Origin of the sequence: Paenibacillus gansuensis (assembly GCF_042684925.1) — a bacterium.
Taxonomy (GTDB): Bacteria; Bacillota; Bacilli; order Paenibacillales; family DY6; genus Paenibacillus_N; species Paenibacillus_N gansuensis.
This window is the reverse complement of sequence record NZ_JBHUME010000009.1, coordinates 78462-103201: the sequence shown is the minus strand read 5'-3', so window position 1 is coordinate 103201 and position 24740 is coordinate 78462. Positions and strand designations below refer to the sequence as shown.

The following is a 24740-nucleotide window of genomic DNA, read 5'->3' as shown; positions in this document are numbered from 1 at the left end:
TTTTCCGTTTCGGCCCATCTTCGGCTTATCGTTGTTCAATATATCGCATACAATTCATTTGGCACGGTTGTCGGTCACAGAATGTGGCCGAGACTTTCTGGGCTAGGTCCATTTCCCGGCCTTTGTTTCCGGAACGCTGAATAAGCTATAATAGAAGCATACATAGATTAAAGGAGCGATGATCGATGGCGACATTCGAGCAGCAGCTGGAAACTTATGCAGAATTAATTGTAAAAGTTGGCGTAAACGTACAAAAGGGGCAGGAAGTAGTTATTAATGGAGCGAGCCATGAATTCATTTCACTGGTCCGCCTGATCGCGGCAAAAGCTTACGAGGCCGGAGCGAGCAACGTACACGTTGATTGGACGGATGAGGTGCTCTCCCGCCTGAAGTATGAGAAAGCGGCGGATGAAGTGTTCACTTCATTCCCTGAATGGGAAACGCTGAAGCGGAATACCTTCGTGGAGAACGGGGCGGCCTTCATCTCGATTACTGCGCCGAATCCGGATCTGCTGAAAGGCATTGATCCCCAGCGGATCGGTAACTTCCAGAAAGCTGCCGGCCAAGGGCTGAAAGAATTCCGCCGCGCGATTCAGTCCGATAAAGTAAGCTGGACGGTTGTAGCGGCTTCCACGAAGGACTGGGCGGAGAAAGTGTTTACGGATGCCAAAGGGGAAGAAGCAGTAAATAAGCTGTGGGAGGCCATTTTTGATTCCGTAAGGCTGCACAGCGCAGATCCGGTGAAGGCTTGGGAAGAGCACAATGCGAATCTTCACAAAAAAGTGGATGTATTGAACGCGAAGCGCTTCAAAAAACTGCATTACACCGCTCCAGGCACCGACCTGACAATTGAGCTTCATCCGAAGCATGATTGGGTAGGGGCTGGAAGCGTAAGCTCCATAGGCGTTTCTTTCATGGCTAATATGCCGACCGAGGAAGTGTTTACAGTCCCTCATAAAGACGGTGTGAACGGGTATGTATCCAGCACCAAGCCATTAAGCTACGGCGGAAACTTGATCGACGGGTTTAAGCTGACGTTTGAAAACGGCCGGATCGTAAAAGTACAGGCGGAGCAGGGCGAAGCGATATTGCAGCAGCTCGTAGATACGGACGAAGGATCGCACTATCTCGGCGAAGTGGCATTAGTGCCGCATGAATCCCCGATTTCCATGTCCGGCATCCTATTCCTCAACACCCTGTTTGACGAGAATGCGTCCAATCACCTGGCTATCGGCAGCGGGTACGCTTTCAATATCGAAGGCGGAAAGACCATGTCTCCGGAAGAACTGGAGCAGCATGGAGTCAACCAGAGCATGACGCATGTTGATTTCATGATCGGTTCCGCAGAAATGGACATCGACGGCATCCTGGAAGACGGGACGGTTGTACCGGTGTTCCGCAAAGGAAACTGGGCGATCTAAAGTTCTATCGGAGCATTAGAATAAAGAGGTTGAAGGACATCGTCCTTCAACCTCTTTTCGTTAGGTTACGGCTTCTGCGTAACCGGCCTGATTCATACGGCTTTTGGCCACTTTCAGGTAGCCGTACATGTTCTGGAGCTCGCTCTCAGGCATAAAGCGCAGCTTCATCGTGCCGGCGGCTTCCTGCAGGTACGGCTTCAATGCGGCTGCTCCTCCGCCGAGAACATAATAGCACTGGATGTCAGGGTACTTCTTCCAGCGCTTCTTTATCAGCTCAGCCACTCTATGGGCGGCCCGCTGAAAATACATATCGACGATTGGCTGGATACTCACTTGGCCTTCACCGATCCGTTGAATTGTATAATCCCTATTCCGGATGCGGGCGGCCAGCTTCGCGCGGCTCGCAAAGGAATATTGGTATGTATCTTCCACATCCCGGATAATCGCATCCAAATAAACGGCCATCCCCATTTGCTCGCCGTAGCTGAAATTGTTATCGATGCTCATTCGGTTAACGACTGGCAGATCGGTGGTAAGTGAGCCGATTTCACAAACGCCGATAACGCCGTTATAAATTTCTTCGTCGCGCACCTGGAGGTTCTCATGCGTAGCCAGATTAAACAAAGCAGCTGCACCCTCAATGGAAACGACGGCCCGGCGGATTCTGACTTTGACTTTCCGGTTGCGCAGCTGCGGCGTAGTCAGAAACGTCACTTCATGTTCTCCGACCAGACGCGCCTCGAACGATTCGTGGTACTTTGCATAGGTCCGCACTGGAAGGCCCGTTCCTACAACAAACTCTACTTCATCCGCCTGAGCAAAGCCGCCTGCAGCTCCCTCGCTGCCTGAGATTCCGGCCAAAGCAAGGCCTGTTAGCGCGACGATCAGCGATTGGTCCGACAGCGCCTTGTTGTCTGTCTCTTCCAATTCGTAGCTGTCATCCAGCTCCGTTGCCAGCTGACCGACGAACCATCGGCGGTTATTCTGTTTCAGTGCCGGGCTGTACACGATGACATCGAGTGCTTTCAGCGCCGAATCCTCTTCCTGAAAGATAGGCCTGTCATAGCCTGGTGTTATAATGTTAGGCACGATCAGCGGCTTATAGCTTCCGTCCGTGATGACTTTAATGCTGTCGTTGCCGATGTCGATTCCTGCTAGCTTTGCCACTTGCGGTTCCTCCCCTAAATCCCTTAATCTACTTTCTTTTATTTCGATCTATAGGCATAGATTCCTCTGCTACTTTTTACCTATTTTTAGCGAAATGGAGGACTATGTGAAGGTTTTTATCCTTTTTTGTAGAATTACAAGCGGTACTATTGTTCCATATATTTCTACGTAAAGCAGCATGTAAGGAGAAGTCAGAATGAGCATCAAGTGGTTAACGAAACGTTTTACGATTGTCCTGATCCCGGGCGCGGCTGCCTCGGTCCGCAGATTTCATCTGCCTTACGCCGTAGCTTACGCGATAATCGGGGTCCTTCTTGCAGGGGGAACATTGGCAGCTTTCTTCTACGCCAGGCATGCGGAATCCGCGTTGGTTAACATGGGGCTGAAACAGCAATTGGACGGTCTTGCCGCTTCTTACGAGCAGCAGTTGACGGACAAGAACAGGCTGTTGACAGATAAGAACCGGCAGCTGGAAGAAATGCAGAATAAAGTGATCGCATTATCCCGGCAAGCGGGTGAAGTGAAACAGCAAGTGGAGGAAATGAAGAAGCTGGAGAGCGACCTGCGCTCCTATTCCTCAGATACGAAAACCAAGGAACCTGCACATACAGTGAGCAAAGAAAGCCCGTTGTTTCGACAAAAAGAAGGCATAGGCGGCACTGAAATCCCTGCGACTGAATTGGGGATAGAACAGCTTTCCAAGCAGGCGGGCCTTTCCTTCGAGAATTCATCTAAGCAGCTTGCCGCATTGCAAGGCAGCTTTACTCTTGTGAAGCAGGAAGTGCTTAGAAAAGCAAGAGAATTAAGACATACGCCGAATCTATGGCCGTCCGACACCCATCGGATCACGTCCGCATTCGGATACCGTGAAGATCCGTTCACTTCGCGTCCCACGTTTCATGGGGGTATCGATTTTGGCGGTCCTGTCGGATCGCCGGTCTACAGCACGGCGGACGGGGTTGTAGTCGAAGCCGGTGAAGACAAGGCAAGAGGGCTGAATATTGTAGTCGAACATAAACAAGGACTAAGGACTTGGTACATGCATCTCAGCAAACTCCAGGTCGAGCAGGGGGATACCGTTCAAAAGGGACAAACCATCGGCCTGCTGGGCAACACAGGAAGAAGTACGGGCCCTCATTTGCATTATGAAATCTTGGTAAACGGGGAGAAAGTAGATCCAGAGCTTTATTTAAACGAAAGCAAGGGGGATAAATAGCAGCATGTTCAGCAAAAAGAAAGCGAAGCTTAATCCAAATGCCACGGATACCCTGGTGGGGGAAGGCACTATATTTGACGGCAAAATCGTATCGGAAGCCGGTGTCCGCATCGAAGGCCAAGTCACAGGGGGGATTGACTGCCAGGGTGATGTAGCTGTCGGTGAAAACGGAGTCGTCAAATCCAGCATTTCTGCCAGGGAAGTGACAATAGCGGGAGCTGTGCACGGCAATGTCACCGCGAAAGGAAAACTAACAATTCTAGCTTCCGGCAAGCTGTTCGGAAATACGAACGCCGCTTCGTTCATCATTGAAGAAGGCGGTATATTTCAAGGAGTCAGTAAGATGGCCGCCGCCTCCGTGAGAGAAGAGGAAGCACGGGCAGCCGGACGGCAAGCAGAGTCCCAACCGGCTTCGATCGTGCCGCCGGGAGAGCGGACGGTTGTATTCTGATAGAAATATACTTAAAGGCAAGGTTTATTCAGGATTGCGACAGCCGATTCCGCTTGTTCCGCCGATTCATCCGTCCTGGCCGGGGGTAATGATGATTACCATCGATCGGAGGAGGAACCATTATGTACGGGACTACTGTCGTCAGCGGAAAAGTGATCGAATATCGTAAAAACCGTGTGGTGATTAAGGAAGGCGATGCGGTTAGCACTTACAATCTAAGCTATTACCGCTTGCTGCAGGAAGAACAGCTGTCGTCGCCGTTGTCGGCCGATTTGTTCGAGGAGCTTCTTCCGGATCCGGAAGTTCTCCCGGAGGCCGGTGTCCAACCCGAGGCGGAGATCCTCGTTCAAGCTCCGCAGCGCAAACGTCCTTTCTTGGGTCAGCTGTTAAGCTTCTCCAAATAAGCAACACATTTCAATGAGGCCGGAACATCCCTATTGCTGCTGTGAAGTCTTGAGCGATCAAGGCTTTTTTGCCGTTACGGCGGAGTCAGAACGAGAAGGACAGCTGGACCGGAGTTTCCCGGCTATCGCTATGATCCTGGAGGCTTGGATTGCCCTCATCCCTTACCTGTACCCGACCGGAGAAAGGTTCCTTCGCCCCGACGCCGTACCGTTCCAGCAGCCCGTGAATTTTCTTCCTCACGGGGATACGGTACCGGTCCGGCGCGTAATGGGACGACGCATAGTAGTCCGCATACACCGGAACCAGGTCCGGGTAATGCGCTCTCAGCGTCTCAAAAAACCAATACTTTACTTCCTGCGTGCTCAGCCGCAGGAAGGAGGACATGACGAAGTCCGCTTTGTGCTCCTTCGCGGCTCTTGCAAAGCGCTCCAGCTCCTCGTCGCTGTCGCTGATATGCGGCAGTACGGGCGCCATAAAAATGCCCGCATGAAGGCCTTCTTCCTTCAAAGTCCGCACCGTCTCCAACCGCTTCACAGGAGACGGAGTGGAGGGTTCGAATCTCTTCCAGACATTCGAATCCAAAGAATGGAGGCTGATATTCACCGAGGTAATGTTCATGCTCTTGAGCAAATCCAGATCGTTCAGAATCAAAGGCGACCGCGTGGTGATGGAAGTAGGTACACCATATTCGGCAAGCACCTCCAGACATTGCCTTGTGAGGCGGGATTTCGCTTCGATCTGCTGATAAGGGTCGGTGGCTGTTCCGATGGCCACTTGTCCGAACTTGGCAAGGCCTTGCTTGGAGCGTGCCGCTTTCGCCAGCTGTTCTCGGAGTGCCTGGGCGGCATTCTCCTTGAAATAGATATGATGCTGAAACGTATCGTCCGCCTGTTCACCCAGGAAGGTATGGGTAGCCCGGGCATAACAGAAGCTGCAACCGTGCTGGCATCCCCGGTATGGATTCAAAGACCAGTCAAAAGGCATGGACGGTGCCTTGACCTGATTCAGCATCGTCTTCGAGTGCATGGGTTCATATTGGGTCTTGGCAGCCATCAGCACCGCCTCCTTCGTCGAATAGGAATATATGTTCGTATTTTTAGTTTAACACAGCCATCCTATGTTAGCAATTTCCTATTTTTAGGCGTTTAACCAAAAAGAACCGCATGCCATAGGCCTGCAGTTCTTTTCTTTGCACTATTTAGAATGACTCGTTAATGATGATTTCGGATAAAGGCAGGCGGGATGAAGCATGAGCCTCTTTCGCCGCTTCTCCGATCGCGATCATCATAATCGGTACGTAACGTTCAGGGACATTCAGTTCCTTAACTACCGCGGCATGGTCGAAACCGCCCATGGCAACGGAGTCATAGCCTTTGGCTTTGGCAGCCAGCATCAGCTGCATTGCAGCCAGTGGCGCATTCTTCAACGCTTGATCATGACCTACGCCAGGGTTCGCATAGGCTCCGTTGATTTGGTTCAGCATGTTCTCGCGAACCGCTTCAGGAGCGGATGCAAAAGCTGCAGGTGCTGTCAGGTTCGCCTCCACATCGCCGAGAACCAGAACAACAAGCGAAGCGTCGGAAACTTGCTGTTGTCCGTAAGCCAGAGGACGCAGGCGGTCTTTACGGGCTTGATCCTTCACAACAACAAAACGCCAGTGCTGCAGGTTCCATGCGGACGGAGCGCTGTGTGCCAATGTGAAAATTTCCTTTTCCACATTCGCGGGAATTTCTACTCCAGGTTTAAAATTGCGGACGGAATGACGGTTCAGCATTACTTCTTCAGCAGTGACATTAGTTACAGATTGAGTCATGGTTAATATCTCCTTCTCTCCGGTTGGTTGTTTACTATTGTATATTTTATTACTAAAAGTAAGTTAATGCAATGCAAATATCAAACTTTACAAAATGTCAGCATTCTACCAGATTAGGCTTGGTATTTTGCTCTCTTTTCATGTGCACGGAGGAATGTTGGCGTTTAGGTTTGAATAGAGCGGGGCAGGGTAAATCATACTATGGAAATCAACAACAGTAACGGGAAGGGGATAGGCACATGGGTAAACAAATTCAAGCTTATTTCAGAAATGAAAATGATGCGGTAGACGTAAGAAGCAAGCTGAATAAATATAATGCGACGGCAGTGGAAACTTCCGAACTGCCTGAAGCAATCAACGGGGATGACAGCCGCTTCCTGTTTCCGGTTGTCGCTGCGGCCGCTCCCGGCCATACGACCGGTATAGGTAATCTGGTGGCTCCGGCAGGCGTGCCCGGTGTAGCGGCAGGCACGGTCGGCACGCTTGGCATTCTGGATGTGTCAGGCCAGAATACGTTCGGGATTGATGATAATGCTCACAAGCTGACTCACACGATCACGGCAGAGGTAGCAGAAGAAGACTACGAGGACGTCGTAAACACGATCCGCCAAAATCACGGGTATGTAGAGAATTTCGAGAAGTAGATTGCAACTTGTATCAGCAAAACAAAAAAGCAGCTTGCCTGGCCCCGCCGGTTCACCGCCTCGGGGCAGCCGGGCAGGCTGCTTTTTGCCTTCTTAATTCCACATCATCAGCATCGAAATCAGCGCTATGAGCGCACATCCGATGATCGTCAAGGAGGCGAACACGAACATGATGATGGTGGTGCGGGGGCGGAACTTTTGCTCGCGAATCCCTCTTTGGATAATGTAGTAGTCTTTGGCCGCGAATAAAATGACCAGCACGCCAAGCAGAACTGAAGTGATCCCGGTAAACGCGGCAAGCTTATGGATCACTTCCTGGTTTGCTGATGAGTTGAACACTAGACCTGCCGCTAAAAAGCCAAGACCAATAATCGCAGTACCTGTCCGGACCCAGGCTAGGAACGTGCGCTCATTAGCCAAATGCTGCTGTACGTAAATTTGGTCCTCGGAGTAAACGCCTTGTTCGGAATGCAGTTTCTCAGTCATCCTGCCGCCTCGCCTCGCGCCGGCATCATCCGCGCCTTCTTCCAGCCTCCGAAACGGTAATACAGCACGTTAAGCAAGGCAGCAAGTATAAAACTGGCCGGGAAGCTCCACCAGATCGCGTCGAACCCGTAGAGATGGCTAAGCCAGGTGGCTAAAGGAATCCGCAGCAGCAGCAATGCCGTAAATGTGACTGTCAACGGGACGACTACTGCCCCTGAAGACCTTACCACACCGGCAACCACGTTGAAGATCCCGAAGAAGATAAACGACCATAATGTGACAGCATTGATGTGGACGCCCAGTTCGATTGCGCGTCCGGTGGCAGGGAGGAACAGCGATAATGCTTCACGGTCGAAGATAGTAAGCAGTACTACCATTCCTCCGGTCAGCGCCAAATTAAACAGTACGCCGATCCATGTCAAACGGGAGATGCGGTCCCACAGGCCTGCGCCGATATTTTGCGCGGCAAACGAGGTTACTGCGCCGCCGATGGCCATAGCCGGCATCTGCACGTAGCTGGAAATCTGCATCGCAGCTCCGAAGGCGGCGGCCGCTTCAGCCCCGTACTCGTTAACAAGATGTATTAGCAGCAGGTTGCTTAGCGAAACCACAACCATCTGTAAGCCCATTGGGACCCCTTTCCGCACTAAGGCAGCGATAATGCTCCAATCGATTCTAAGCATATGCAGGTCCGCGGAAGTGATGCGGAGGAAGTATTTTTTAGCATATAAGTACACAAGAAGCAGCGTAAAACTGATAAATTGCGCTATAAAGGTAGCAAGAGCAGACCCGGTGATGCCCAGTTCAGGCAGGGGCCCCGTGCCGAGTATTAACAGCGGATTAAGCAAGATATCGAGCCCGGCAGATAACAACAGGAAATAAAAAGGTGTTTTCGCATCCCCCGAGCCTCGTAGAATGGCCATAACGAGATTATATCCGAATATAAATGGAATCCCGGCAAACATAACCTTTGTATAGGCTACCGCCAACTCTTTCACTTCCTGAGGCGTATTCAACCAATCCAGTAAAACAGAAGTAAACAGCAGTCCGAGGCCCCCTACGATCACTGAAAGAAGGAAAAAGAATACCGTACTGGTACCCACTACACGCTTGGCTTCTTCCGGTTTTTTCGCCCCCAGATGCTGGCCGATCAGAATGACAGCCGCCATGGCAAATCCAAAGATAGCGCTGATTAGAAAAAACATAATGATATTTGCGTTGGAGGTGGCAGCGAGTCCTTTTTCACCTAAGAATTGGCCTACCCAGATCGCATTGATGGACCCGTTGAGCGACTGCAGAATGTTGCCCAGCAGAATTGGCAGAGAAAAAAGAAATAACGATTTGGCAATCGGCCCCTCCGTTAATGCAGCTTTCGGTTTGGACATGACGCACCTCGATTATGTAAAAGTTAAAATATAAAGTTCATAGGATATTATACCATGAAGCACCCGGCTGAAACATGGAAGCCGTCCCGAAGGACGGCTGTAAGTCATTCCTGCACTTGCGTGCGTTTCGGTTTCTTCGCCGCTTCGTTCTCATTAACCTCGTTGCCGAAGCGGGGATTCAGCGTCATGCCCGTATGCTGCTGATCCATCGGAAATCCGACCATTTTCCACTCGGTATCGCCTAATACCGGATCAGCCGGAAAGACATCACCCCGGTCCAGCTGTACTTCTCTGCCCCACTCGGTCTCATAAACACCGCTTACTTCCACGTGCTCCCCCGACATCGGGTCCATGCGTTTGGAATTTGCCATAAGGTTCCCTCCTCCAAAATTCACTATAGTTCTCAGGATAGTCTTCCACGAAGCGCTTGGTATATACTTAAAGGATGTTTGGCTGCCGAACGGCATATTACAGCGTAGAGGAGTAACTAGAACTAATGCAGGCATTATGGGGGACTTCAGTGAATGCTGCGGCTATTATAGCGGGCGCTTTGCTCGGATTGCTGCTGCCGAAACTAAGAGAAGGAATTAAGGATACAGTGATGCAGGGCATCGGGTTAGCTGTAATCGTACTGGGCTTTTCAATGGCTTTGAAATCGGACAACTTTCTGGTAGTGATCGCCTGCCTGGTCTTTGGAGGGATTTTGGGCGAATGGATGAGAATCGATGACGGAATGCAGTGGCTTGGACAGAGGTTGGAAAAACTGTTCGGCAGCAGGGGACAAGGGAAAGTGGCCGCCGGATTCGTAACCGCCACTTTGATCTATTGCATCGGCGCAATGGCGGTGCTGGGGGCGCTGCAGAGCGGGATGGACGGGAAGCATGATATTTTATATACCAAAGCGATGCTGGACGGGTTTTCTGCTATTATTTTCGCTTCCACGCTGGGCGTCGGCGTCATGTTCTCTTCGGTTCCGGTGTTTGTGTACCAGGGGATTATGGCGTTGGCGGCTACCTGGATCGCGGCTTCAGTCGGACATGTGATGCTGGATCAAATGATCGTGCAAATCACGGCCGTCGGCGGTGTCCTGATTATCGGGGTAGGACTCAATGTACTGGAACTAAAAAAGGTGAATGTCGCCAATCTACTGCCGGCTATCGTGCTGGCGGCTTTGTCCGTGCCTTTTCTGCAATTATGGAATTGAGGGATTTAGGAAGATCAGGAAAAAAATGAAACTTTTGTGACTGTTTTGGCGTATACATTGGACGTAAGATCTTACAATGACTAACACATGTTTAGGGAAAGGAGGGCGGCATAAAGATGGAACAAGTGTACTGGAGCTGTCTGCTCGGAGGAGCGCTGTTCGCTGTCGTTACCGTGATTTTCGGAGATCTCATTAGCGGACTGTTTGATGGATTGCTGGACTTTCTATCGGTCGATTTTCTGCAGCCGATGGTGTTAGCCGGCGGAATTACCGCGTTCGGTGGAGCGGGAATTATGCTGGGAGACTACACTGCGCTACCAGCTCTCCCGGTGGCCGGCATGTCGGCATTGATTGCGGTTGGGACCTCGGCCGCGGTGCTCTTCGGCTATGTGAAACCGATGCGCAACTCGGAGACCTCCGTAGGTTATTCGATGAGCGATCTGGTGGGGCGGACGGGACTGGTCACCGTAGCGGTGCCGGTACACGGAGTCGGTGAAGTGATGGTCCAGGTGGGGGCATTTCAAACAAACCACATCGCAGCAAGCGCGGATGGAGAAGCATTGGAAGCGGGCTCGACCGCGATTGTGCTGGAAGTCCGCAAACATCTTCTTTATGTCGCCCGGTTTGATGCAAAATACTTAACCAAAGGAGATGGAGTGTTTGGAATTCGTGTCTAGCGCATTGTTTATCCCCGCTATTGTCATCGGGGTCATCATCGTTCTGGGGTTAGCGTTCTGGGCCCGTTATAAGACGGTTGGGCCGGAAGAAGCAATGATCGTAACCGGTTCGTTCCTCGGTTCGAAGAATGTTTCCTCCGATGCGGATCAAGGAGGCCGCAAAATCAAGATTGTAAGAGGCGGGGGCGCATTCATCTGGCCGATATTCCAGCAGGCCGAATTCCTTTCTTTGCTGTCGCATAAGCTGGATGTTTCCACACCGGAAGTATACACAGAGCAGGGTGTTCCGGTCATTGCGGACGGAGTGGCCATTATCAAAATCGGCGGGGCGGTAGAAGATGTCGCTACTGCGGCGGAACAATACATGGGCAAGCCGATCGAAGGGTTGAAGGCCGAAGCGCAGGAAGTGCTGGAAGGCCATCTCCGTGCGATCCTTGGTTCCATGACCGTAGAAGAGGTGTACCGGAACCGCGATAAATTCGCTCAGGAAGTGCAGGGGAATGCGGCGCTCGATTTGAAGAAAATGGGGCTGCAGATTGTCTCCTTTACCATTAAAGATGTGCGCGATAAGCACGGGTATCTGGAATCGCTCGGAAAGCCGCGGATTGCAGCCGTGAAGCGGGATGCGGAAATCGCGGAAGCGCAGGCAATCCGGGATTCGCGGATTCAGAAGGCGCTGGCGGAAGAGGAAGGGCAGAAAGCGGAGCTGCTGCGCGACACCAACATCGCGGAAGCCGAGAAGGAGAAGGAGCTGAAGGTCGCAGCCTTCAAGCGGGATCAGGATACGGCCCGCGCGGAAGCGGACCAGGCGTATCATATTCAGGAAGCTCGTTCCCAGCAGATTGCGGTGGAAGAGCAGATGAAGATTGAACTGGTCCGGAAGGAAAGAGAGATTGACCTTCAGGCCAAAGAGATTCAAGTCCGCGAGAAGCAGTACGATGCGGAAGTCAAGAAGAAAGCGGACGCCGACCGGTACTCGGTTGTTCAGGCGGCGGAAGCCGATATGGCGCGCCGGATGAGAGAAGCGGACGCGCTGCAGTATAAGATCGAGGCGGAAGCCAAGGCGTCAGCCGAGCAGAAGCGCCTCGAGGGTTTGGCGATCGCGGACGCCGAGCGGGCCAAAGGTACGGCGGATGCGGAAGTCATCCGGCTGCGCGGTCTGGCCGAGGCGGAAGCGAAGGAGAAGCTCGCCGAAGCGTTCCAGAAGTTCGGCGAGGCGGCGGTGTTGGACATCATCGTGAAGATGCTGCCTGAGCTGGCGGGTAAGATTGCCGAGCCGCTGCAGTCCATCGACAAGTTGACCGTAGTAGATACCGGCAATGGTAAAGGGGCTGCACGTGTCAGCAATTACGTGACGGAGCTGATGGCTACCGCACCCGAAATGCTTCGTTCTGTGTCGGGCATCGACCTGGAGCAGCTGGTGCGCAACCTGACGACGAAGTCGCTGCCTGCAGCAGGAAGCAGCGCGCCGCAGCAGGCTGAGCTGCCTGCTGCCGCTCTGGTAGGCGCAGCGAAAGAAACCGAAACCAACTAAGAAGAGACAACGCCCACCCGGGTTTGCGGGTGGGCGTTACTTGTTGCTGGCTGACGGGCTTTAGTTTACCTGCGTGGAGTGTGGAGGAATCCCCCGTTGTTCACCATATCGGTAATGTGCTCCGTAAGTTTAGCCTTAAGTTGATCCGCCTCGGTTTGGGTCAGCTTACCGGACTTCACTTTCTCGTTTACTTTCTCACTCATATCCTTGACTTGTGCGTCGATCAGCTTTTGCGGATCGATGCCTTTTTCTTTGGCCAGCTCCGCTAGCGTCTTGCCCGCCCGCAGCGCCTCATGCACTTCCGATTCCTGCATGCCCAGCACTGTGCCGGCCGCAGTGAAATCGAAGCGCATCATCCGTTTACCCCCGCCGAACATGCCGCCCTTGGCGTCAATGATCCTGTCCAAATTAGCATAGAAGCGCTGCTTCTTCTGGTTCAGCCGCTGATCAAAGGCCCGGGTCATGATGTCTTTCAGCTCCGCCCGCGAAACGCCTTTAGCTTGTGCAATTTCCGCAAGGGATTTGCCGGCCTTAAGCTGCGCCTTCAGGCCCGCCTCGTCGGTCTTTAGAGCCCTCAACAGTTCCTCGTTGAAACCTCTATGCCACCCTTTTCCGTCCCGATGGTGATGCTCTACGCCGTCTGTTGTGGGCTGAGCGGGCGCTGCTGCTGTCCCTGGCGCCGTTTCGCTCGATGCCGGTCCGCTGGCGCTGACGGGCAATGCCAATGCTAGCAGCGCAGCTGCTGCCAGCAGTTTGGCTGCGATCCATTTCGTCTTGTTCTTGTTCATGGACTATTCCTCCTTTGGAATATTTTGTGTTACGCCCACAGTATGTATACGAATCCTTAAACGAAGATTAAGGCAAGCTAAAAATTAGATGAAAAACGATAACCCGACGGCCAAACCGTGATCGAGCTGATTGCCATAAATCCTTTTGAGATTGCTGCCAAAGGCAGAGTCAATCATCTTGCTTTTCAAGTCGAGAATATAGAGCATGGAAAGATTACATCCGTCATTATTTTCATAGATGAGCTTGACCAAGGATAACTGACAACGGATTACGGGTGCTTCCGGCTAACTTCGGGGCATCCGTTTTCTTTTTGCTCAGCATAAGCAAAAGGCCCTCCGGATGGAGAGCCTGTTCCTGTCTCTTTTATCACTGGCATTACACCCAGAAAGTGCGCAGTACAATTACCAAAAGGATGTAAAGCACCAGAATTACACCTGTAGAAGTCCAACCGCCGTATCCTCCGACTGGTCCGCAGTTTGCTGACATTGAAGAGCACCCCCTTCGTTTTGGAAGTTAGTACAGCATATGCGTATAGTACAGCCATGGATTGGACGTTTATCCCTGATCGGAAGCAGCTTGCCAGTTACATTCGGGAAGGATAAAAAGCAAGAAACGCGCGCATACGATTGATTCAGCATTCACGAGATAATAAAAGATCGCATGTAAAGTAAGCGGTTCCCTGGGCCCAAATTAAAGCTTTTCCGTCGAAAAACCACTCTATCGTACCTTTACTTGAAACGTCAGGGACTGTATATTCTAGATGCAAGTTCCTTACGGCTGCAGCCGCAGGAAGTACATCCAGAAGGAGACACAACCGTGCCATTTCTATTTATATTTGTAAGTTTGTTTATCGCGGGTATTTTGCTGCTTAGTCTATTTGGCGTACAGGGCGGGGCCGGCGGTCCATTCTGTAAAAAGCGCAAAAGAAACCTGATCTTGATCTCTTTATCTCAAGCACTGGTTTTCTCCGCAGCTTACAATATGTTTTTCTATATTCACTAAAAACTAAAACAATGAACAGAAAGCCGACCCGTAGAGGTCGGCTTTCTTTAATTTGTTTCCACTTATTGTTACGCTTTCTCTTCAAATCCCATATGAACCATCAACCGGCGGAATGCCGCGCGGCCTGGAGCATCCTGCTTGTATACGCCGGCATCCTTCAGTACATTAAGGAATTTGCGGCCGACTTCGCCGCGAAGCATTTCTTCAGCCTCGGCAGCGGATAAGGACGTGCCGTAAGACGAGACCATGCTGCTGATCCAGTCGCTGTGCTTATTCAGCGGATGGGAAGCGTCTTTGCGGATGTCATCCGACAAAACGGCTTGGCCTGTCAGGAAAGCGCTGATCTGCTGAAGCTCATCCTTCAGACGCCCAGGCAGAACTGCAAGGCCCATTACTTCGATTAAACCGATGTTTTCTTTCTTAATGTGGTGCAGGTCCTGATGCGGATGGAAAATGCCGTCCGGATGCTCTTCGCTCGTCCGGTTGTTGCGCAGTACGAGATCGATTTCGTACTCGCCCTGCGTGTTGCGGCGGGCGATCGGAGTGACCGTGTTATGAGGGATCTTGCCGCCGTCCGTTTCCGTAAAGGCGGCGATATCCAGCATCGGATTGCTGTATCCTTGCCATTGCTCAAACACAAGCGCAGCAAGCTTCAGCAGTTCCTCTTTGTCGCTGCCTGACATCCGTACTACCGACATCGGCCATTTCACAATGGAAGCTTTCACGCCAGGGAAGTCCCGGTGGCTGAAGAACGCTTCCGATTCGGCCCGTTCCATTGCAAACTGATGTCGTCCGCCTTGAAAATGATCATGGTTCAGAATCGAGCCGCCTACGATCGGCAAATCCGCGTTGGAACCGATGAAATAATGCGGGAAGCGGTCAAGGAAGTCCAGCAGGCGCGCAAACGTAGCCGGCGTAAGCTTCATCGGGACATGCTCATTATGAAAAATAATACTATGCTCGTTGTAATACACATACGGCGAGTATTGGAAGTTCCAAGGCTCATCCACGAGCGTCAACGGAATGATCCGGTGGTTCTGGCGTGCCGGGTGGTTCAGGCGGCCGGCATAGCCGACATTGTCCACACACAACAGGCAAGCCGGGTAGTTCGATTGCTGTACCGTTTTCAGCAGAGCAATCTCTTTAGGATCTTTTTCCGGCTTGGACAGGTTGACCGTGATCTCGAGATCCCCGTATTCCGTATTTGTCAGCCAATATTGGTTCTTGCGGATGCGGTCCATCCGGATATAGTTCGAATCGGTGGAAAAGCGGTAGTAGTCGGAAGTAGCCGCTTCAATACCGCTTTCTTCCGCCGTTCTCCAGAATTGGCGGACTACTTCGGATTGGCGGGGCATCAGCAGCCCCATAATCCGCGCGTCAAGCAGGTCGCGGTGTGTCAGCGTATCCGCCTCCAGCATGCCGGATGCCGCTGCATAATCCAGCAGCACCTCCAGCACTTCCACGGCGCTGTCCAGCCGCTCTTCCGGCACTTCTCCGCCGAACGGTTCCGCCAGGCGGAACAGGTCAAGCAGGGCGTTGCGTGCAGGAATCACGTCCAACGGCTCCAGCAGCCCGCGCTGCACGCCGAACTGAAGCAGGCGCTCGATCTGCAGATCCGGCTTCGACCCAGCAGCTGCAGTCGCAGCTGCTGCGGTAGTTTCTTTTTGCAGCATGATGTCTTTCCCTCCTATCTTAACTTGAACACGTCTCTATTTTTCGTTATAGCCCTTCGGATTAGCTTGATGCCAAGCCCACGCGCTGGCGATGATGGATTGAAGGTTGTTGCGTTTCGGATTCCAGCCAAGCTCGGTGCGGATGCGGTCCGACGAAGCGATCAGGGAAGCCGGGTCGCCTGCACGGCGAGGTTCGACAACCATCGGAATCGGGTGGCCGGTCACTTCGCGCGCCACATCGATGACTTCCTTAACAGAGTAGCCGTTGCCATTGCCCAAGTTGTAGATCGAGCTGTCTCCTCCGTCACGAAGCTTCTGTACCGCAAGGATATGGGCATCCGCCAAATCCGTCACATGGATGTAGTCGCGGATACAAGTGCCATCCGGTGTATTATAATCGTCGCCGAAAATGGAAATGTGCTCGCGTTGTCCCAAAGCTACCTGCAGGATAATCGGGATCAAATGCGTTTCCGGCGCGTGATCTTCGCCGATTTTGCCGCTTTCATGCGCACCGGCTGCGTTGAAATAGCGGAGAGATACATATTTCATGTCGTGGGCCGTGTCGAACCACTTCATCATTTTTTCCATTGCCAGCTTGGTTTCGCCGTAAGTGTTGGTCGGAGCCGTACGGTCCGTTTCCTTGATCGGCACGCTTTCAGGCTCGCCGTACGTTGCTGCTGTAGAAGAGAAGACGATGCGCTTCACGTTGTATTCGTTCATTTTCTCGAGCAGGCACAGAGTTCCGTACACATTGTTGTGGTAGTATTTAGCCGGCAGCTTCATACTTTCGCCAACCAGAGAGTTTGCCGCAAAATGGATTACCGCATCGATGTCATTCTCCTTGAACACGGTATCCATAAAGTCCGCATCCCGCAGGTCGCCGACATACAGCTTGCCGCCAAGTACCGCGTCCCGGTGTCCCTGCTGCAAATTATCAACGATCACGACTTCCTCGCCGCGGGAGAGCAGCTCCGCTACAGTATGGGAACCGATATATCCCGCTCCGCCGGTAACTAGAATCGCCATTACGCTTCACGCTCCATTTCTTTTACGCCGTCGCCGATCGTGCATACGTAGAAATCTGCTTTCAGTCCGGTGGCTTCCGCATACTTAGCGCCTACGGTTTCAATAAATTCGTCGACTTTGTCTTCGTGAACGAGAGACACAGTACAACCGCCGAAGCCTGCGCCCGTCATACGGGAACCAAGCACGCCGGGAACGGTTCTGGCTGCAAACACCATGGAATCCAATTCGTGGCCCGTTACTTCGTACAAATCCTTCAGCGAATCATGGGATGCATTCATCAGCTGGCCGAATTGCTCCAGGTCATCCGCCTTCAGAGCGACTACGGCTTTCAGTACGCGGTCGATTTCTTCCACAACATGCTGCGCGCGGTTTCTTACGATTTCATCAGGGATGAGGTGCTTGTGCTCGTTGAACTGCTCCAGGGTCAGCTGGCCGAGCAGCTTGATTTCAGGGAATGCGCCCTGGAGGTACTCGACCGCTTTCTCGCACTGTGCGCGTCTTTCGTTGTATGCGGAATCTACAAGACCTCTGCGTTTGTTGGTGTTGCCGATGACGATTTTGTACTTTTTGCTGTCAAAAGGAATCAGGCTGTACTCCAGCGTATCGCACATCAGCAGAATCGCATGATTCTCGCGTCCGTTAGCAACGGCAAACTGGTCCATAATGCCGCTGTTGACGCCAATAAACTGGTTCTCTGCTTCTTGGGCAACCAGTGAAAGCTGGACAGTATCCAGGGAGCTGCCTTCCATGGCAAGGAATCCGAATCCTGTAACTACTTCAATGGAAGCAGAGGAGGAAAGGCCCGCACCGTTCGGAATTTCCCCATGGAACAGCACGTCGTAGCCGCCGAAGGAGAAGCCGCGCTTTTGCAGGTGCTTGATGACGCCTTTCGGGTAGTTCGCCCAGTCATGTGCTTCCTCGTACACGAGGTTGTCAACGTTCACCACTGTGGTAACCGGGAAGTTGGTAGATGCAAAATGAAGCTCCTTGTCGTTCCGCTTGCGGATCAGCATCGTTGTGCCAAAAGTCAGTGCTGCCGGGAACACATAGCCCCCGTTATAATCTGTATGTTCTCCGATGAGGTTTACACGGCCCGGTGCATGGAATACGCGAAGGTCTTCCGCAGTGCCGCCGTACGTTTCAGTAAATTTGTTGGTTAATAGTCTCAAATCTGCCATGATTACACCGCCTGGGATTCATTTTTAAATTAAGATGTTGCTTGTATTCAGTATACTTCCCGAAGAGTGGCGTGCATATGGAAACATGTAATTTTAACATGGATATATATCACTTTTAGGAGTAAACTATCAGACAAGTAGGTAGATGGTATGACAACAAAAAAAGACGCCATAGGCGCCTTGCAGGATGCATGTCCGGTTCAAAGTGATCTTACAGAAATCTTGAAGCTAGTATAATTACAGCTATTACTCCGACTGCCAGCAGCAGATTGCTGATCTCTCTCCAAAGAGACGGACCGCCAAGGATATGGTGTTCTTTTTCGGCTTGTTTCATGCGGGCTGCGTCCACATTTAAGGTTCTGCTGATTCTGGTCGTATGGGCTTAAATCCATGGGCTGTCTCCTTTAGATCACAATGAGATGGCTAGACAAACTTCACAAGCACAAAGTAAAGAACAACAAGTACAGCTATACTAACGATCAATTTCATGAATTTCATAAAAAGCGTCGGTGCAGTGCCGTTCTGAATCTGCCGTTCGACTTCATCCTGACGCGCTTTGGCCGTTTCCTCGTTCAACGGATTCGGAGTGTTACCAAAGTTGGGTTCCATAACAAGTGCCCCCTTGGTAAAGTAGTGGGTTACATATATCGAAGCTCAATGACTGAGGCTTCTCTATGTCCGGACAGTATAACATAAATTGTCATTTTAGTAAGGGTCTGTAGTTCTAATTGTAAGCCTAATTTGACTGGGAGGAGGATGGATATGCGGGAGGAAAGCTATTATGTAGTGTCCAATCCGGCGGCGGGTGGGGATCGGCCGGGGCTTCATGTGCTTTTTGCGGGGCACAGCCAGACGAAGCCGGGACATAGGAACGGGCCGAAGGTTTTTGATTATTACCTTGTGCATTATGTGCTTTCGGGGCGGGGCGTGTTTCGCTGTCTGGATGAAGCGTATGAGCTCCGGGCGGGGGACAGTTTTTTTATTAAGCCCGGGCGGCTGGTCAGCTATGAAGCGGATTTGGCTGATCCGTGGCAGTACCGCTGGATCGCCTGCCGAGGTGAGGAAGCGGAGCGCATGTATGATGCTGCGGGCGTTTCATCCCGAGCGCCTGTGATCCGCTCAACAGGGAATCGGCGAATTCCCGTTTTGTTTAATCAGATCGAAGGGGTGCTGAAGCGCAAAGGAGAGGGCGTGGACTACAAAGCCTCCGGTTATTGGAACCTGCTTATGGGAGAATACCGCGAAGTGCAGTCCCCCCGGGCGGATGCCGGGCCTGAGGTGCTCGACGAAATCGATAAGACCGTGCAGCAGGCGGTCCATTATTTATCGACGCAGTATGCGGAGGCGGTCACCATCGAGATGATGGCGGAAAGCCTGGGGTATAACCGGGCGTATTTGTCGAAGATTTTTAAACAGCGTATGAAAGAGAGCCCCGTCACCTTCCTGCTTCATCTCCGGCTTGATAAAGCTCGGCTGCTGATCCGCGAACGGCCGGAGCTGACCTTGGAGCAAATCGCTTCCTCCGTAGGGTTTAACGATCCGCTTTATTTTTCTAAACAATTTAAAAAAAGATACGAATTGTCTCCTTCCGATTACCGCCGGGCGATGGAGCGTCTGGAGGAGGGTTGATCGAGGGCTGCAGTTGACTGCCGCCCATGTAACGCCGATCGCGTGCCGCGAGCTGGTTTAGGTGAAAAAGTGAGTCGGGGCATATGGAAAAGGCGAGGCTGTTACAGCCTCGCCTAGCGGAGATAATATACTTTACTAATCATTCGGCTGCTTAAGGATCAATAATTGAGATTATAGAACAAATTCTACGTATGACGCAGCGCATAAAATTAAGGAACCGAGCAGCGTTGCTGCGAGGGTACGGCCGCCGCTGACGCGAAGAAGCGGCAGATTCATGTTCAGGCCGAGGCCGGCCATGCCGGCAGCCAGCAGAAACGCGGCGGCTTTGGAGGCTGCCGCCGCGGCCAACGGCGAGATCCAGCCGAGCGAGTGGAACAAGCTAACGGCGAGAAAGCCGAAGACGAACCATGGCACAGGCAGGGTTCGGATGGAAAAGCGCCTCTGCGCCTCCCCTTTGGGGCGGCAGAGGAGCGCAAGCACAGCGGACACCGGGATGAGCAGCGCCACCCGGGTCAGCTTCACCAGCAAGGCCGCGTCCTGTGCCTCGCGGCCGAACGGCGCCGCTGCGGCCACCGCGTGGCCCAGCTCGTGCAGGGAAGCGCCCGCGAGCATGCCGTAGCGGGCGGGATCCAGGCCCATCACCGGCTGGAGCAGTGTATACGCGATGGTTATCGCGGTACCGAGCAATGCTACGGTGATGACGCCCAGCGCCGTCTCGTCGCGCTTTGCGCCGACGAGCGGTGCCACCGCGGCGATGGCCGCGGCCCCGCAGATGGCCGTGCCTACGCCGGCCAGCAGCGCTATGCGCTGAGGCACGCCGCAGACGCGGGCGATGCCGTACACCGCGCCGAGCGCAAGCGCCGCGTTCAGCGCGGTGAACCCGAGGACGCCGCCGCCTGCGGCCGCGACGTCCTGCAAGCTCAGCTGCGCGCCGAGGAGCACGATGCCGGCGCGCAGCAGGGTTGTCGACGCAAAGGCTGTGCCTTTTTGCGTCTCAGGGTGCACGCCGGCGGCATGGCGCCAGGCGGCCCCCAGCCCGATGGCGAGCACCATCGGGCCCAGTATGCCCAGGCCGGGCAAGGCGGCCAGGGCCAGCGAGCCTGCGGCCAGCAGCAGCGCGAGCAGCACGCCGGTGATTGGACCCCGCCCCAGTTTCCATTTATCATGACTTCTTATATATACTTTCACGAGTTCAGCCATCGCTTATCGCCTCGATTTTCTTGTGGATGCGATAAGTATATGCCTCACAGCACAGTATGGGAAATTCCAATCTGTTATGTGAAGTATAATGATTGCTTATAAAGCGGATATCTATGAACTCTTCAACTATCTATTTCAAAGCCAGCTCACAAGACGGACAGACCGCATCCCGATGCGTAACCCGTTCTCCGCAGGCAGGGCAATCCTCTTCAAACGAAGCCGAATCGGCAAGATCGCCAAGTATGCCCGGATTGCGAGGATTCGCCGAACCAGCAGGACTACCCGATGAGCCTGGTTCGATGCCCACCTTACTTCCAGCCGACACGTTGGCCTGAAGAACGGCGTCTGCTGCTTCTTCCTTCCCCGCCGCCTGCTCCCCGCCTCCGGGCCGTAAATGTGCGGGCGTACCGAACAACGATTCTACGATCTCCCTCACCCAGCGGTGCTGATCGGAATCCGACGTGGATGCTTTCACCACTAGGAACATTCCGCCCAAAATCACTACCGCAAACAAAGCCACGACAGAATAGCCAATAATGTCAATCACCTGCGGCCCCCCGTTCCCCCTAAAAACTCCAATCAGCAAATTTCCCTTATCGACTCAAAAAAGATGCATTTTCTCAAATTAGACGTACTTATTTCCTTTAAATAAATTCCGACAATGTGGAGCTATAGCTTGGCTGGCGGGAGAAGCGGAAGTTCGTGCTGCCCCTACCCCTCCAGCTTATACTTGGCCTCCAGCTTCTTGCCGCCGTACCAAAGCCCGGCAATGACGGCACAGACGATGACGAGCTGCCAAGGATGGCGGATGAGCGAAGGAATGTCGTGTCCCAAAAAGGCGATGACGAAAATCATGACGGCTTTGCCTGACAGCACGGCCATCGCAAAAGTGCGGATGGAAACGGTACTCAAACCGGCAACGACGACCAGCAGGAAGGACGGCGTAAACGGAAAGCAGCACAGCAGAAAAATCGGCGTAAACCCTTTATGCTCGACCCATACGAAAAATTTCCTCGTGTGCGGCAGCTTGCGGTCGACAAAACCGCGGAGCCGGTGGCCGAACCGGCGGAAAATCCAAAACAGCAGAAAACTGCCCGCAATAGAACCTATATAAGAGTACAGAAATCCCAAAGTCAACCCATATGCGGCAGCATTGCCCACGATAAATACCCACAACGGCAGAAAGGGCAGGAACGCCTCCACAAAAGGAAGCGCAATGCCCGGCAGAGGACCGAACGCTTTGTAATCGTCCATCAGTCTCTGAAAATCATCCATATTCAAATTACTTACATGCTGAAGCCAATCCATCAGTACACCCCAATTTCTTCAACCTTTGCGAAGCTCTCCCCGAAATACCCTAAAAGGAAAAAACATGTAAAATAAGGCAATTACGGCGAATAGTATAGCACTTAAAACTACTGTCGTCGAGGTCCCATACCACTGTGCCAAAAGTCCGCCAAGCGCCGGCCCGATCATGACGCCGACCCCTTCCACAGTAGAAAAGATTCCCCATCCCAGCCCCTTCTGCGATGGAGGCACGTAAGCGGCAAGCAGCGCATTCCAAGCGGGCAGCACAGCCGCATAGGAGATGCCGAGCACAACCGCCCAGAGTATCGCTTCGGCAATACCGGGTTTCCCTGTCGAAATCGAGTACAAGCCGAATCCGAAGATGAGGAAACCGATGACGAGAAACCATTTTTTGCCCAGCTTGTCCGACAGCTTCCCTAACGGGATGAGGCCGAGCACCGTACAGCCGCCGCCCGCTAGCAGCAAGTAGGAATACTGTGTATTGCTCATGCCCAGCTCCGATTCGGCAAAGCCCGGCAGGATCGGTACAAGCATACTGGCCCCCAAAGTCTGAAGCACCATCCCCGGCAGCAGCAGCTTCATTTGCCTCAACCGTCCGCCAAGGATCTGAAACTGCCTCCGCATAGAGATTTTGCGTATACTGGAGGTTTTCTCATTCGTTATCAGCAGCGCCAGAATCCAGCTCAGGAAGGACAGCCCTACCAGAATCCAGAACGTCAAATTGTAGCTAATATCCATAATAAAATTGGATACAACCGGACCCGCGCCCAGCCCGACCAGCCATATCGTGTAAAGCAGGCCCATCTGGGTGGCGCGGTTTTTCTCGGAAACCTGGGTCAGGCATACGATCCAGATCGGCGAGATACCCACCCCGTATAAAGCGGCTGCGGCGACAAAAATCCACGGATAGGACGCATAGTGAATCAGGAACAATCCCGCGAAGCTGATAAGCAGCCCAGTATGTACTACGAACTTAATCGAAAAACGGTCCAACAAATATCCGATAAACATTTTTAAGGCCGTATCCGTTATATAATGCGCCGTGATGGCGACCCCGATAATACCTAAAGGCAGCAACAGCCCTTTTTCTCCGTAAATGGGAATAAAGCTGATCAGAGCCGCGCCCCGCACGAACTCTACTAAAAAAAGAATGATCGAAAACAGTGCGATTTGCCTGCTGAGATGAAACCGGCTTATGTTTTTGGCACTCAATAGGAAGATCCCCTTTGCACTGGCTGTATTTTGTACCTTGCCTTTCTCATTCTGCTGCATTTTAAGATATCTAATACGATAGTGTCCGAAGAATTGGCTTTTTGCAGGCTGCGGATCCGGGCTCTCATTTGCTCCAGGCGATCGGGCTGCGCAGATAACCAGTGAATGTGGCGGCACAGTTCGGCCGGTCCTTTGGCAATCAAAGCGGCGCCTTTCCTCGTTAAATAGGCGGCATTCTCCATTTCTTGTCCCGGCACGGGGCGGTAGATGATGATAGGCAGGGTGCAGGAGAGCGCTTCGGACAGGGTAATCCCACCAGGTTTAGTGACCACGCAGCTGGACACTGCCATCAATTCATGAATCCTACTCACAAAACCATAAACATGGACATGAGGATATTCCGAAAAGGCACGTTCCATCTGAGCCTGTAAAAATTTGTTTTTGCCGCATACCACCGCGATCTGCAGGGAAGCGCCTTGTTCGCACAGCTGTCTGCACATCGTACGCAAACCTTGCATGACACCGTAAGAGCCAGCCATAATGAGCAGGGTCTGCAGGCCGGGCGCCAGTCCGTATTTACTTTGAATTTCCGGGGAAGGACAAGGGTCGTGAAACTCAGGTTTCAGCGGGATGCCGCTTACTTCAATCCGGTCTGAAGGAACACCCATGCGCTCAACGGCTTGTTTTAAATCGTCGGTGGCAACGTAATATTTATCCGTATCGGGGTGAACCCAGCGGGAATGCAGGTCGAAATCAGTCAGAACATTGTAGGTAGGGATGCGGATGCCGGCGGCTTCTTTCAGTTTTTGCATAACCTGCAGAGGAAACGTATTGATCACCAGATCGGGCTGTTCCCGTTCCAGGATCTGCTTCAGCTTGCGCACGCCGAAAGAATGCAGCACTTCCGAGAAAGGAGCGTTATGTTTCATCCGCTTCGTTGCGTTATAAATCCAGCCATAGACGGAAGGCAGAAAAGTGAAGCTTTTAATGTACAAAAATTTGGTAAGGTCGTTCAGCAGCGGATGTGCTTCGGCGAACAGATCCAGCATAATCACTTCCGTAATGCCGTGCCGCAGGAAGGCGTCCTGCAGCGCTTTAGAGGCCTGGAAATGCCCGTCTCCGTAACTCGCGAACAAGATCAGCACCTTCGGATTCCCTTTCATTCGGCATACCCCTTTCGCTTCAAGCTGTGACGCCCGTACCGGGCTTCCTTTCACTATAAATTTCTAGTATTAAGCAGGCGTTAAAAAAGATTTGATATCACGTAAAAAAGAACTTATATTATATATCTGACAATCTGGGCAAAATATACGAAATTCA

29 protein-coding genes are annotated in these 24740 nt (G+C 52.4%); 11 read left to right on the top strand and 18 right to left on the bottom strand.

Annotated elements, in window-relative coordinates:
• Positions 1–185 precede the first annotated feature (185 nt).
• Entirely contained in the window at positions 186–1421 is a 1236-nt protein-coding gene (locus ACFSUF_RS15705; protein ID WP_377604099.1) for an aminopeptidase, read from the top strand.
• 60 nt (positions 1422–1481) lie between these two features.
• Here the strand turns inward: ACFSUF_RS15705 and ACFSUF_RS15700 are convergent, their stop codons facing one another.
• Entirely contained in the window at positions 1482–2588 is a 1107-nt protein-coding gene (locus tag ACFSUF_RS15700) for a ParM/StbA family protein (protein ID WP_377604097.1), read from the bottom strand.
• Between the two features lie 196 nt (positions 2589–2784).
• On the opposite strand from ACFSUF_RS15700, the gene ACFSUF_RS15695 reads away from it, so the two are divergent.
• From ACFSUF_RS15695 to ACFSUF_RS15685, 3 genes are all read left to right on the top strand, one after another.
• On the top strand, positions 2785–3804 hold the full coding sequence (locus tag ACFSUF_RS15695; RefSeq protein ID WP_377604095.1) for a M23 family metallopeptidase: 1020 nt from the start codon (positions 2785–2787) through the stop codon (positions 3802–3804).
• Positions 3805–3808: 4 nt separating this feature from the next.
• The gene (locus tag ACFSUF_RS15690; protein WP_377604093.1) at positions 3809–4255 is read left to right on the top strand and encodes a bactofilin family protein; all 447 of its coding nucleotides are present in this window, start codon (positions 3809–3811) and stop codon (positions 4253–4255) included.
• A 122-nt stretch (positions 4256–4377) separates the two neighbouring features.
• Positions 4378–4659 (top strand): hypothetical protein, encoded by a 282-nt coding sequence (locus ACFSUF_RS15685; protein WP_377604091.1) that lies wholly within the window; start codon positions 4378–4380, stop codon positions 4657–4659.
• An 85-nt stretch (positions 4660–4744) separates the two neighbouring features.
• Here the strand turns inward: ACFSUF_RS15685 and ACFSUF_RS15680 are convergent, their stop codons facing one another.
• Both ACFSUF_RS15680 and ACFSUF_RS15675 read right to left on the bottom strand, forming a co-directional pair.
• Complete coding sequence (locus tag ACFSUF_RS15680; RefSeq protein WP_377604089.1) at positions 4745–5713, bottom strand: SPL family radical SAM protein; 969 nt, start codon at positions 5711–5713, stop codon at positions 4745–4747.
• Positions 5714–5858: 145 nt separating this feature from the next.
• A complete protein-coding gene (locus ACFSUF_RS15675) occupies positions 5859–6473 on the bottom strand; it encodes a nitroreductase family protein (RefSeq protein WP_377604087.1) in 615 nt (204 codons plus the stop codon).
• 239 nt (positions 6474–6712) lie between these two features.
• Here ACFSUF_RS15675 and ACFSUF_RS15670 point away from each other — a divergent pair, with 239 nt between their 5' ends.
• Positions 6713–7117, top strand: a complete 405-nt coding sequence (locus tag ACFSUF_RS15670; RefSeq protein ID WP_377604085.1) for a hypothetical protein — start codon at positions 6713–6715, stop codon at positions 7115–7117.
• Between the two features lie 93 nt (positions 7118–7210).
• Here ACFSUF_RS15670 and ACFSUF_RS15665 read toward each other — a convergent pair whose 3' ends face one another.
• The 3 genes from ACFSUF_RS15665 to ACFSUF_RS15655 form a co-directional block, all read right to left on the bottom strand.
• Entirely contained in the window at positions 7211–7603 is a 393-nt protein-coding gene (locus ACFSUF_RS15665) for a YidH family protein (RefSeq protein ID WP_377604083.1), read from the bottom strand.
• On the bottom strand, positions 7600–8988 hold the full coding sequence (locus tag ACFSUF_RS15660) for an MATE family efflux transporter (RefSeq protein ID WP_377604081.1): 1389 nt from the start codon (positions 8986–8988) through the stop codon (positions 7600–7602). The genes ACFSUF_RS15665 and ACFSUF_RS15660 overlap by 4 nt, the downstream gene beginning before the upstream one ends.
• Before the next feature lie 104 nt (positions 8989–9092).
• The gene (locus tag ACFSUF_RS15655) at positions 9093–9359 is read right to left on the bottom strand and encodes a transposase (protein ID WP_377604079.1); all 267 of its coding nucleotides are present in this window, start codon (positions 9357–9359) and stop codon (positions 9093–9095) included.
• A gap of 125 nt (positions 9360–9484) precedes the next feature.
• Between ACFSUF_RS15655 and ACFSUF_RS15650 the strand changes: the two genes are divergently transcribed.
• The 3 genes from ACFSUF_RS15650 to ACFSUF_RS15640 all read left to right on the top strand — a co-directional run bounded on the left by ACFSUF_RS15650 (position 9485) and on the right by ACFSUF_RS15640 (position 12403).
• Positions 9485–10192, top strand: coding sequence for a DUF554 domain-containing protein (locus ACFSUF_RS15650; RefSeq protein WP_377604077.1), 708 nt, complete (start codon positions 9485–9487; stop codon positions 10190–10192).
• A gap of 116 nt (positions 10193–10308) precedes the next feature.
• On the top strand, positions 10309–10869 hold the full coding sequence (locus tag ACFSUF_RS15645; protein WP_377604075.1) for a protease: 561 nt from the start codon (positions 10309–10311) through the stop codon (positions 10867–10869).
• Positions 10862–12403 (top strand): flotillin family protein, encoded by a 1542-nt coding sequence (locus ACFSUF_RS15640; protein ID WP_377604459.1) that lies wholly within the window; start codon positions 10862–10864, stop codon positions 12401–12403. The genes ACFSUF_RS15645 and ACFSUF_RS15640 overlap by 8 nt, the downstream gene beginning before the upstream one ends.
• Positions 12404–12468: 65 nt before the next feature.
• Here ACFSUF_RS15640 and ACFSUF_RS15635 read toward each other — a convergent pair whose 3' ends face one another.
• Entirely contained in the window at positions 12469–13191 is a 723-nt protein-coding gene (locus ACFSUF_RS15635; protein ID WP_377604073.1) for a hypothetical protein, read from the bottom strand.
• A gap of 117 nt (positions 13192–13308) precedes the next feature.
• Here ACFSUF_RS15635 and ACFSUF_RS15630 point away from each other — a divergent pair, with 117 nt between their 5' ends.
• Complete coding sequence (locus tag ACFSUF_RS15630) at positions 13309–13449, top strand: hypothetical protein (RefSeq protein WP_377604071.1); 141 nt, start codon at positions 13309–13311, stop codon at positions 13447–13449.
• A gap of 118 nt (positions 13450–13567) precedes the next feature.
• Here ACFSUF_RS15630 and ACFSUF_RS15625 read toward each other — a convergent pair whose 3' ends face one another.
• On the bottom strand, positions 13568–13678 hold the full coding sequence (locus ACFSUF_RS15625; protein WP_377604069.1) for a YjcZ family sporulation protein: 111 nt from the start codon (positions 13676–13678) through the stop codon (positions 13568–13570).
• A gap of 330 nt (positions 13679–14008) precedes the next feature.
• On the opposite strand from ACFSUF_RS15625, the gene ACFSUF_RS15620 reads away from it, so the two are divergent.
• The gene (locus tag ACFSUF_RS15620; RefSeq protein ID WP_377604068.1) at positions 14009–14194 is read left to right on the top strand and encodes a hypothetical protein; all 186 of its coding nucleotides are present in this window, start codon (positions 14009–14011) and stop codon (positions 14192–14194) included.
• A 68-nt stretch (positions 14195–14262) separates the two neighbouring features.
• On the opposite strand, the gene ACFSUF_RS15615 is transcribed toward ACFSUF_RS15620, so the two are convergent.
• From ACFSUF_RS15615 to ACFSUF_RS15595, 5 genes are all read right to left on the bottom strand, one after another.
• A complete protein-coding gene (locus ACFSUF_RS15615) occupies positions 14263–15867 on the bottom strand; it encodes a UDP-glucose--hexose-1-phosphate uridylyltransferase (protein WP_377604066.1) in 1605 nt (534 codons plus the stop codon).
• 36 nt (positions 15868–15903) lie between these two features.
• A complete protein-coding gene (galE, locus tag ACFSUF_RS15610; protein ID WP_377604064.1) occupies positions 15904–16893 on the bottom strand; it encodes a UDP-glucose 4-epimerase GalE in 990 nt (329 codons plus the stop codon).
• On the bottom strand, positions 16893–18071 hold the full coding sequence (locus ACFSUF_RS15605) for a galactokinase (RefSeq protein WP_377604062.1): 1179 nt from the start codon (positions 18069–18071) through the stop codon (positions 16893–16895). Before ACFSUF_RS15605 ends, galE begins: the two co-directional genes overlap by 1 nt.
• 211 nt (positions 18072–18282) lie before the next feature.
• Positions 18283–18405, bottom strand: a complete 123-nt coding sequence (locus tag ACFSUF_RS15600) for a hypothetical protein (RefSeq protein ID WP_377604060.1) — start codon at positions 18403–18405, stop codon at positions 18283–18285.
• Positions 18406–18494: 89 nt separating this feature from the next.
• Positions 18495–18680 carry a hypothetical protein gene (locus ACFSUF_RS15595; protein WP_377604058.1) on the bottom strand — a complete coding sequence of 62 codons (186 nt, stop codon included), beginning with the start codon at positions 18678–18680 and terminating at the stop codon, positions 18495–18497.
• Between the two features lie 153 nt (positions 18681–18833).
• On the opposite strand from ACFSUF_RS15595, the gene ACFSUF_RS15590 reads away from it, so the two are divergent.
• Positions 18834–19700, top strand: coding sequence for an AraC family transcriptional regulator (locus ACFSUF_RS15590; protein ID WP_377604056.1), 867 nt, complete (start codon positions 18834–18836; stop codon positions 19698–19700).
• A 171-nt stretch (positions 19701–19871) separates the two neighbouring features.
• Here ACFSUF_RS15590 and ACFSUF_RS15585 read toward each other — a convergent pair whose 3' ends face one another.
• The 5 genes from ACFSUF_RS15585 to ACFSUF_RS15565 all read right to left on the bottom strand — a co-directional run bounded on the left by ACFSUF_RS15585 (position 19872) and on the right by ACFSUF_RS15565 (position 24583).
• Positions 19872–20900: a YeiH family protein gene (locus tag ACFSUF_RS15585; RefSeq protein ID WP_377604054.1), complete on the bottom strand. Its 1029-nt coding sequence runs from the start codon at positions 20898–20900 to the stop codon at positions 19872–19874.
• 130 nt (positions 20901–21030) lie between these two features.
• Positions 21031–21447 (bottom strand): hypothetical protein, encoded by a 417-nt coding sequence (locus ACFSUF_RS15580; RefSeq protein ID WP_377604052.1) that lies wholly within the window; start codon positions 21445–21447, stop codon positions 21031–21033.
• 164 nt (positions 21448–21611) lie between these two features.
• The gene (locus ACFSUF_RS15575; RefSeq protein WP_377604050.1) at positions 21612–22208 is read right to left on the bottom strand and encodes a TVP38/TMEM64 family protein; all 597 of its coding nucleotides are present in this window, start codon (positions 22206–22208) and stop codon (positions 21612–21614) included.
• Positions 22209–22226: 18 nt separating this feature from the next.
• Positions 22227–23420, bottom strand: coding sequence for an MFS transporter (locus ACFSUF_RS15570; protein ID WP_377604048.1), 1194 nt, complete (start codon positions 23418–23420; stop codon positions 22227–22229).
• Positions 23417–24583, bottom strand: coding sequence for an MGDG synthase family glycosyltransferase (locus tag ACFSUF_RS15565; RefSeq protein ID WP_377604046.1), 1167 nt, complete (start codon positions 24581–24583; stop codon positions 23417–23419). Before ACFSUF_RS15565 ends, ACFSUF_RS15570 begins: the two co-directional genes overlap by 4 nt.
• Positions 24584–24740 lie beyond the last annotated feature (157 nt).